General features: G+C 69.1%; 3 protein-coding genes, 1 tRNA gene and 1 rRNA gene. 4 read left to right on the top strand and 1 reads right to left on the bottom strand.

The window, feature by feature from the left end:
• Positions 1–163: 163 nt before the first annotated feature.
• The 3 genes from rrf (at position 164) to ACZ4TO_RS08535 (ending at position 1,212) form a co-directional block, all read left to right on the top strand.
• A 5S ribosomal RNA gene (gene rrf / locus ACZ4TO_RS08545) occupies positions 164–280 on the top strand.
• 113 nt (positions 281–393) lie between these two features.
• Positions 394–1,056, top strand: coding sequence for a DegT/DnrJ/EryC1/StrS family aminotransferase (locus ACZ4TO_RS08540; protein WP_382794384.1), 663 nt, complete (start codon positions 394–396; stop codon positions 1,054–1,056).
• Positions 1,057–1,139: 83 nt separating this feature from the next.
• Positions 1,140–1,212, top strand: a tRNA-Thr gene (locus tag ACZ4TO_RS08535).
• Positions 1,213–1,331: 119 nt separating this feature from the next.
• Here the strand turns inward: ACZ4TO_RS08535 and ACZ4TO_RS08530 are convergent.
• Complete coding sequence (locus ACZ4TO_RS08530; RefSeq protein WP_382794365.1) at positions 1,332–4,082, bottom strand: SpoIIE family protein phosphatase; 2,751 nt, start codon at positions 4,080–4,082, stop codon at positions 1,332–1,334.
• A gap of 387 nt (positions 4,083–4,469) precedes the next feature.
• Here ACZ4TO_RS08530 and ACZ4TO_RS08525 point away from each other — a divergent pair, with 387 nt between their 5' ends.
• Positions 4,470–9,965 (top strand): HAMP domain-containing protein, encoded by a 5,496-nt coding sequence (locus tag ACZ4TO_RS08525; protein WP_468023758.1) that lies wholly within the window; start codon positions 4,470–4,472, stop codon positions 9,963–9,965.
• The last annotated feature ends 113 nt before the right edge of the window (positions 9,966–10,078 follow it).

The raw sequence follows: 10,078 nt of genomic DNA, 5'->3' as shown, positions 1-10,078 counted from the left end.
GGTTGATAGGCCAGATCTGGAAGCCCGGTAACGGGTGGAGGTGACTGGTACTAATAGGCCGAGGGCTTGTCCTCAGTTGCTCGCGTCCACTGTGTTGGTTCTGAAACCACGAACAACCGTCGTAGCCGTTTGGCCACGGCTCCGGTTGACAGTTTCATAGTGTTTCGGTGGTCATAGCGTGAGGGAAACGCCCGGTTACATTCCGAACCCGGAAGCTAAGCCTCACAGCGCCGATGGTACTGCAGGGGGGACCCTGTGGGAGAGTAGGACGCCGCCGAACTAAATTTAGAGAGCTGGTCCCCGAACTTCGGTTCGGGGACCAGCTCTTTTTTGTTTGACGTCACTTGAAGTTCACGTTACGCGACCAATATCCCCATCATGAGTACTGCTGCCATGCTCACCGCCGCGGGCGTCGGTGCCGGTGACGAGGTCGTCGTCCCGGCCTTCGGGAACGTGGAGGTCGCCGACGCCGTCATCCAGGCCGGCGCCACCGTCGTCTTCGCCGACATAGACCCGGTGACGTACTGCCTCGCCCCCGACGCGGTGGAGGCCGTCATAACCCCGCGGACGGCGGCGCTCGTCGTCGTGCACCGCTTCGGGCGGACCGCCGACCTGACGCGGCTGCGGGAGCTGGGGCAGCGGCACGAGGTGCTGGTGCTGGAACAGGGCGAGTCCGAGGCGCCGTACGACGAGATCGCGCAGCGCAGGGAGCGGGCCGCCTACCTCGACGGCCGGCTGAGGGGCGTCCGCACGCCGGTCAGCGGTGACGGACACACCTACCAGCAGTACGTGGTGCGGGTCCCCGGCAACGGACGTCCGGACCGTGACGCCTTCGCAGCGGCCGTACGGGCCAGGGGAGTCGAGTGCCGCGTGCCGGTCAAGACACCGGTGCACCGCCTCCCCGGGTTCCGCAGGGACGTACACCTCCCCGAGACCGAGCGGGCCGCCGACGAGACCCTCTCGCTGCCTGTGGACGGGACGTTGACGAAGCGGGAGATGCAGCGGATCGTCTCCGCGTGCAACGCGCTCGGCGGACTGCTGCAACCGGCCTTCTGATCAGGGCCGCACTGGTTGGGAGCACGGCCCAATTCAGGGTATGATCTCTCTTGTTGCCGCGAGGGAAACCTCAAAAGCGACAGGCCCCCCTAGCTCAGTCGGCAGAGCGTCTCCATGGTAAGGAGAAGGTCAACGGTTCGATTCCGTTGGGGGGCTCAAGAAGAAAAGGCCTCCGCCCTTGTGGGCGGGGGCCTTTCGCGTTTCCGGTATATCCGGCCGACGGACCTCGGCTCCCGGGACCCGGGTCCCAGGAGCGTCCGTCCCTCCCGGGGTACTCAGTCCGTGGGGAGGCCGGGGACACGCATCGCCAGGATCGCCATGTCGTCCGACGGGGCGTCGGAGGCGAAGCGCTCGACCGCGCGCATGATGCGCGCGGCGACCGCGCCGGCCGTCAGCCCCGTGCACGTGGTGAGGACGTCCGCCAGGCCGTCGTCACCGAGCATGCGGGTGCCCTCGCGCCGCTCCGTGACACCGTCCGTGACACACAGCAGGACATCGCCCGGATCGAGCGTGACCCTCTGCTCGTACAGCTCCAGGTCCTCCATGACACCCAGCAACGGCTGCGGTTCGGCGGCCGGTTCGACCGTTCCGTCCTGGCGCAGGCGCAGCGGGAGCGGATGGCCGGCGCAGACGACCTTCAGGACGGCGCTGCCGTCCTCCTGGGGCCACAACTCGCCGTAGAGGAGGGTCAGGAAGCGGCTGCGGGCGCCCTCGTCGAGGATCGCGGAGTTCAGCCGCTCCAGGACCGCGGGGCCGCCGTAGCCCTCGCGGGCCAGCAGGCGCAGTGCGTGCCGGGCCAGGCCCGTGACCGCCGCCGCCTCCGGGCCCGTACCGCAGACGTCGCCGATGGCGAAGCCGTACGCGCCGTCACGGATGGGGAAGAGGTCGTAGAAGTCGCCGCCGACCTCGTTGCCCTCGCCGGCCGCCCGGTAGATGACCTCGACCTCGACGCCCTCGATCTGGGGGAGTTCGGGGGGCAGGAGGCTGCGCTGGAGGGACTGGCTGATGGCCGTGCGCTCCGAGTACAGGCGTGCGTTGTCCAGGGCGAGAGCCGCCCGTCGGGAGAGGTCCTCGGCCAACTCCAGGATCTCCTGGCGGAAATGCTCGTCCGAGGGCTTGCCGAGGGTCAGCATGCCGATGACACGGTTGCGGGCGACCAGGGGCAGGACGACGGTCTCGCCGCCGACCGCCGCGGCCGTCGCCAGGGTCGGGCCGATGCCGGAGCTCACCGAGGTCTGCCCGCCGAGGCCGAGGCTGCGCATCGAGGTGCGGAGGGCGGCGTCGTGGGCGGCCGCGGCCGGAGCCGACCAGACCCGGGCGCCCGGGGTGGGCACCGGGTCCGGCGGGGCGACCTTGGAGAGCAACGCCTTGAGGCCGTCGATGAGTTCCTCGTCCTCGTGCAGGACGTACGAGAGGTACGGATCGGAGGCCTGGTCGGCGATCGTGTACACGGCGCACCAGGTGGCCAGGGTCGGGACCGTCATCTGGGCCATGAGGGCGAGCGTCTGGTCGCGGTCCAGGGTGCCGGCGAGCAGGTCCGAGGCCTCGACGAGGAAGGACAGCGAGCCGCGGCGCAGGCGTTCCAGCTCGCCGAGGCGGGCCGATTCCACCGCCAGGGCGATGCGGTCGGCGGCGAACTGGAGGCGCAGGGCCTCTTCGTTGGAGTAGCGTCCCGGCGATTCGGCGGCGACACCGAGGGAGCCGGTCAGCCGGCCTTCGACCTTGAGCGGGACGGTGACGACCGAGCGCATGCCGGTGCCGCCGAGGAGCGGTACGGCGCCGGGGACGAGGGTGAGGTCCTCGTGGACGGCGGGCATCCGGGCCGAGCCGTAGCGTCCTGGGCCCGCCTCGACCGGGACGCGGGCGAAGCGCTGGCGGGCGGAGGGCAGGCCCGTGGAGGCGCGCACCTCCAACTCCGTCTCGTCGTCGGTGGCGAGGAGCAGGAAGGCGGAGTCGCCGTCGAGCATGTCGCGGGCGCGTTCCACCGTGCGCTGGAGGAGACCGTCGAGGTCGTCCGGGGCCGGCGATCCGATGAAGACCTCGAACGGATCCGTGGCCTGGCCCTCGGTGTGGGAGCCCGAGTCGGAGGCGGGTCCGCGCAACGGGGTCTGCAGGACGGCGCGTTCGTGGTCGCGTACGAGGAGGCAGACGGTGGAGGGCTCGCCGCTGGTGTCGCGGACGCGCAGGTGCGAGGCGTACACGGGGGTGACGCGGCCGTCGGCGCAGCGGACGCCGTAACTGCCTTCCCAGCGGGAGAGTTGGAGGGCCTCGACGATGCCGGTGCCGGTGCCGGGGGTGTGCGGCCAGGCCGCGAAGTCGGTGAGCGGTTTGCCGGTGACCTGCTCGGCCGCGTAGCCGAAGAGTTCCTCGGCGTCCTCGTTCCAGGCGTTGATGGCGCCGGTGCGGTCGATCTGGACGACCGCCACGCGGACGCGGCCGTCGGCCAGGGGGAGCAGGTCGGCGGGCAGCGAGGGGCCGGCGGCGCGGGTGCCGATCGCGCGCTCGGGGAGGTCGAGCTGGAACCAGACCTGCTTGTGGGTGGGCGTGTAGTCGACGCCCCAGCGGCGGGCCAGGGCCGCGCAGAGCTGGAGGCCGCGGCCGCCCTCGCGGTCCGGGCTTCCCATGTTGATGGCCGCGGCCTGGAGTGGAATCTCACGTTCCGGGTAGCGGTCCGCCACCTCGATGCGCACGCCGTCGTCGCTGCGCAGACACAGGACATCGGCGGAGGTGCCCGCGTGCACGACGGCATTGGTGACCAGCTCGCTGGTCAGAACGACGGCGTCGTCGACGATGTCGGCGAAGCCCCAGCCCTGGAGAGTGTCCCGGACGAACGAGCGGGCGGTCGCGACGGACCGTCCCACGGGTTCGAAACTGGCGGCCGCGCGCGCGGTGATCACAGAACTCCTTGTCCGGTCGTCGGTGGCGTGCGGGGTTCCGTGGCCGGCCCGCTCCTGCGTGGGCAGAGCGTGGTGCCCTGTCTGCCGGGGATCCTGGGGTGTCTCCCCGGGATGCAGTCCGGTGGTCATGGTGCGGTGCCCCTCCGATGCCTGCCCGCTCGTACTCGTGCCACCGCCCAGGCCGGACGGGACCGGCACGGCTGGACAGCCGCTTGCAAGGTTACTTACCTCTGCGGCCCCTGCGGATGCCGGTCACGGGTGTTTCCGTCTTGAAGAGTGCGGTGTTCCGTTCGGACAGGTGCGTGTGATTGCCTCCGACCGGGGCCGAAGGATTGTCCCGCGGGTGTGCGGACGATGTGCGAAGCTGCCGAACTGTTATGGCCTGGTTCGGCCGGGGTGAAACACTGGGCAGGCTCCAGGAGAAGGTCCGGGCAGGTCGCATGCCTCCCGCGCACCACGAAAAGAAGTACCCGAGTACGCCGAGCAGTATTGGTCGACCCTTGCGGGAGGGACACAGTGGAGTCTGGCGCAGCGACGCGGGGCGGTAGGACGCGCGCGAAAGGCGGACAGTCCCTGAAGAGCGGGCGCACACCGCGCACCGGCACCACCGAGGTGGACACGGCGGCCCTGAACCGGCTGCTGACGGCCCTGGTGGCGATGAGGGACGGCAACTTCCGCAAGCGGCTCACTGTTTCCGGTGACGGCGTGATGTCCGAGATCTCGGCTGTCTTCAACGAGGTCGCGGACCGGAATCTGCATCTGACGGGTGAGCTGTCGCGGGTACGGCGCGTGGTGGGCCGTGAGGGCAAGCTCACGGAGCGGCTGGAGGCGGGCGCGGGCGAAGGCGCCTGGGCGGCCGCCATCGACGCGTCGAACGCGCTGGTGGACGATCTCGTACGACCCGTCTCCGAGGTCGGCCGGGTACTGTCCGCTGTCGCGGAGGGCGATCTGTCGCCGCGCATGGACCTGCGCGCGCAGGCGGCGGACGGGAACGGGCATCCGCTGCGCGGTGAGTTCCTGAAGGTCGGCCGGACCGTCAACAATCTGGTGGACCAGCTCTCGACGTTCACCGACGAGGTCACCCGCGTGGCCAGCGAGGTGGGCACCGAGGGCAAGCTGGGCGGTCAGGCGCGGGTCCGTGGCATGTCCGGTTCGTGGAAGGACCTCACGGACTCGGTCAACACGATGGCGTACCGGCTCACCGCCCAGGTGCGTGACATCGCTCTCGTGACCACGGCCGTCGCCAAGGGCGACCTGTCGCGGAAGGTCACCGTTCATGTGGCCGGCGAGATGCTGGAGCTGAAGAACACCGTCAACACGATGGTGGACCAGTTGTCCTCCTTCTCCTCCGAGGTGACACGCGTCGCTCGCGAGGTGGGCACGGAGGGTGAGCTCGGCGGTCAGGCGCAGGTGCCCGGTGTGGCCGGCGTGTGGAAGGACCTCACCGATTCGGTGAACCTGATGGCCGGCAACCTGACGGCGCAGGTGCGCGGGATCGCGCAGGTGACCACGGCGGTCGCGAGCGGTGACCTGTCGCAGAAGGTGACCGTCTCCGCGCGCGGTGAGGTCGCCCAGCTCGCCGAGACGATCAACCAGATGACCGAGACGCTGCGGACGTTCGCGGACGAGGTCACCCGTGTCGCCAACGAGGTCGGCGGCGAGGGCCGGCTCGGCGGTCAGGCGAACGTGCCGGGGGCGGCGGGAACGTGGAAGGACCTCACGGACTCGGTCAACACCGTCTTCCGCAATCTGACGACCCAGGTGCGCGACATCGCCGCCGTGACGACCGCCGTGGCCAACGGTGACCTGTCGCAGAAGGTCAGTGTCCAGGTCGCCGGCGAGATGCTGGAGCTGAAGAACACCGTCAACACGATGGTCGACCAGCTCTCGTCGTTCGGTGTCGAGGTCACGCGCGTGGCGCGCGAGGTCGGTGTCGAGGGTGAGCTGGGCGGCCAGGCCCAGGTCCCGGGAGTGGCCGGCACCTGGAAGGACCTGACCGACTCCGTCAACACGGCGTTCCAGAACCTGACCGGTCAGGTGCGCAACATCGCCCAGGTGACCACGGCGGTCGCCAACGGTGATCTGTCGCAGAAGGTCACCGTCGAGGTGGCCGGCGAGATGCTGGAGCTGAAGGTCACCGTGAACACCATGGTGGACCAGCTTTCGAGCTTCGCCGACCAGGTGACGCGGATGGCCCGTGACGTGGGCACGGAGGGCCGGCTCGGCGGCCAGGCCCGGGTGGACGGCGTTTCCGGTACCTGGAAGGAACTCACGGACTCCGTCAACTTCATGGCGGGGAACCTGACTTCGCAGGTGCGGCAGATCGCGCAGGTGACGACCGCGGTGGCTCGTGGTGACCTGTCGCAGAAGATCGACGTGGACGCGCGCGGCGAGATCCTGGAGCTGAAGAACACCATCAACACGATGGTCGACCAGCTCTCCGCGTTCGCGGACCAGGTGACGCGGGTGGCCCGTGACGTGGGTACGGAGGGCCGGCTGGGCGGTCAGGCGCAGGTGCCCGGCGTCGCCGGTGTGTGGCGCGATCTGACCGATTCGGTGAACGGCATGGCCGGCAACCTCACCGCCCAGGTGCGCAACATCGCGCAGGTCGCGACCGCGGTGGCTCGTGGTGACCTGTCGCAGAAGATCGACGTGGACGCGCGCGGCGAGATCCTGGAGCTGAAGAACACCCTCAACACGATGGTGGACCAGCTCTCGAACTTCGCCGAGCAGGTGACGCGGGTGGCCCGCGAGGTGGGCACCGAGGGCATCCTCGGCGGGCAGGCCGAGGTGCAGGGTGTCTCGGGCACCTGGAAGGACCTCACCCAGTCCGTGAACTTCATGGCCAACAACCTGACCATCCAGGTGCGCAACATCGCCGAGGTCACGACCGCGGTCGCCATGGGCGACCTGTCCAAGAAGATCACCGTCGACGCCAGGGGCGAGATCCTCGAACTGGTCACGACCGTCAACACGATGGTCGACCAGCTCTCGTCGTTCGCGGAGCAGGTGACTCGGGTGGCCCGCGAGGTGGGCACCGAGGGCCAGTTGGGCGGTCAGGCGCGGGTGCCCGGTGTCACGGGCATCTGGAAGGACCTGAGCGACAACGTCAACCTGATGGCCTACAACCTGACCATGCAGGTGCGGAACATCTCGCAGGTCGCGGCGGCCGTCGCCAACGGCGACCTGACCCGCACGGTGACGATCGAGGCGCGCGGTGAGGTCGCGCAGCTCGCCGACACCTTCAACACCATGGTCAAGACGCTGAGTTCGTTCGCCGAGCAGGTCACCAAGGTGGCCCGCGAGGTGGGTACGGACGGCATCCTCGGCGGTCAGGCGCACGTCCCGGGAGTCGCGGGGACGTGGAAGGACCTCACCGAGTCGGTGAACGGCATGGCGTCCAACCTGACCGGCCAGGTGCGCAACATCGCGATGGTCACCACGGCCATCGCCAAGGGCGATCTGACCAAGAAGATCGACATCGACGCCCGCGGCGAGATCCTGGAGCTCAAGACCACCATCAACACGATGGTCGACCAGCTCTCGTCGTTCGCGGAGGAGGTCACCCGGGTGGCCCGCGAGGTGGGCACCGAGGGGCAGTTGGGCGGTCAGGCGCGGGTCCGGGACGTCGACGGCACGTGGCGTGACCTCACCGAGTCGGTGAACGAGATGGCCGGGAACCTGACCCGGCAGGTGCGCGCCATCGCGCGCGTGGCGACCGCGGTGACCCGCGGTGACCTGAACCTGAAGATCGACGTGGACGCCTCCGGCGAGATCCAGGAGCTCCAGGACTACATCAACAAGATGATCGCCAACCTGCGCGACACCACGATCGCGAACAAGGAGCAGGACTGGCTGAAGGGCAACCTCGCCCGCATCTCGGCGCTGATGCAGGGCCGCCGTGATCTCGACGACGTGGCCTCGCTGATCATGAGCGAGCTGACGCCGGTCGTCTCCGCCCAGCACGGCGCGTTCTTCCTGTCGATGCCGCTGGTCGACGGCGCGGACGCGGGTACGGAGGACGAGGAGGCGTACGAGCTGCGGATGCTGGGGTCGTACGGCTACTCGATGGGTTCCATGCCCACCTCGTTCCGCCCGGGTGAGGCGCTGATCGGGACGGCGGCGCAGGAGAAGCGCACGATCCTCGTGGAGAACGCGCCGAGCGGCTACCTGAAGATCTCCTCCGGGCTGGGGGAGGCGCCTCCGGCGCAGGTCATCGTGCTCCCGGTGCTCTTCGAGGGAACCGTGCTCGGTGTCATCGAGCTGGCGTCGTTCACGCCCTTCACGCAGATCCAGAAGGACTTCCTGAACCAGATCGCGGAGATGATCGCGACGAGCGTCAACACCATCTCGGTCAACACCAAGACGGAGGTGCTGCTGCGGCAGTCGCAGGAGCTCACCGAGCAACTGCGGGAGCGTTCGGCGGAGTTGGAGAACCGGCAGAAGGCGCTCCAGGACTCGAACGCGGAGCTGGAGGACAAGGCCGAGCTGCTGGCCCAGCAGAACCGCGACATCGAGGTCAAGAACACCGAGATCGAGGAGGCGCGGCAGGTCCTGGAGGAGCGCGCCGAACAGCTCGCGGTCTCCATGCGCTACAAGAGCGAGTTCCTGGCGAACATGTCGCACGAACTGCGCACGCCGCTCAACTCGCTGCTGATCCTGGCCAAGCTGCTCGCCGACAACGCGGACACGAACCTCACGCCCAAGCAGGTCGAGTTCGCCGAGACGATCCACGGCGCGGGCTCCGACCTGCTCCAGCTCATCAACGACATCCTCGACCTGTCCAAGGTCGAGGCGGGCAAGATGGACGTGTCGCCGACCCGCATCGCGCTGGTCCAGCTCGTCGACTACGTGGAGGCGACCTTCCGTCCGCTGACCGCGGAGAAGGGGCTCGACTTCTCCGTACGGGTCTCGCCGGAGCTGCCCGCCACGCTGCACACCGACGAGCAGCGCCTTCTCCAGGTGCTGCGCAACCTCCTGTCGAACGCGGTGAAGTTCACCGATTCCGGGGCGGTCGAGCTGGTGATCAGGCCCGCGGGGGCCGACGTGCCGGTGGCCATCCGGGAGCAGCTCCTGGAGTCGGGGTCGCTGCGGGACGCGGACGCGGACCTCATCGCGTTCTCCGTGACCGACACCGGTATCGGGATCGCGGCGAGCAAGATGCGGGTGATCTTCGAGGCCTTCAAGCAGGCGGACGGCACGACGAGCCGCAAGTACGGCGGTACGGGCCTCGGGCTGTCCATCTCGAGGGAGATCGCGCGGCTGCTCGGCGGCGAGATCTACGCCCAGAGCGAGCCGGGACGCGGCTCCACCTTCACGCTGTACCTGCCGCTGCACCCCAGCGAACTGCCGCCTCAGGGGTACGGGCAGCTCGCCCCGGCGCTGGAGGCGGGGGAGTTGCTGGCCTCGGAGGGTGAACTGCACAGCATCGGGATGCCGGCCGAGGTGAAGTCGTACCAGGACGCCCAGAACGGGCCCGCCGCGCTGTTCAGGAGGCGCCGCAGGGCGCTGCCCGCGGCCGAGCAGCGCGCGGACGTCTCCGGGCAGCAGGACGGTGCCGCGGGCGCCGCTCAGGAGCCCTGGGCGGCCGCGGGGCAGCAGGACGCGGGAGCGCAGCGGGGCAGGGGCATCCGCTTCGAGGGCGAGAAGGTGCTGATCGTCGACGACGACATCCGCAACGTCTTCGCGCTGACCAGCGTCCTCGAACAGCACGGACTGTCGGTGCTGTACGCGGAGAACGGCCGCGAGGGCATCGAGGTCCTCGAGCAGCACGACGATGTGACGGTCGTTCTGATGGACATCATGATGCCCGAGATGGACGGCTATGCCACGACCACGGCGATCCGGCGGATGCCGCAGTTCGCGGGCCTGCCGATCATCGCGCTGACGGCGAAGGCCATGAAGGGCGACCGGGAGAAGGCGATCGAGTCGGGTGCCTCCGACTACGTGACCAAGCCGGTCGATCCCGATCACCTGCTGTCGGTGATGGCGCAGTGGATGCGCGAGGGGTGACACACTCGAAGGAGCGACGCGGGTCGTCACGGTGTGCCGGGCACCGGTACACCGTGCGGCACGGCCGTTTCCGGCGGCCCGGCGTCGGATGACGGACTGTGCCCGAAGCCGTG

This window comes from Streptomyces sp. NPDC028298 (genome assembly GCF_055565895.1).
The sequence above is the reverse complement of the archived record's forward strand: the minus strand, read 5'-3'. Positions and strand labels throughout refer to the sequence as shown.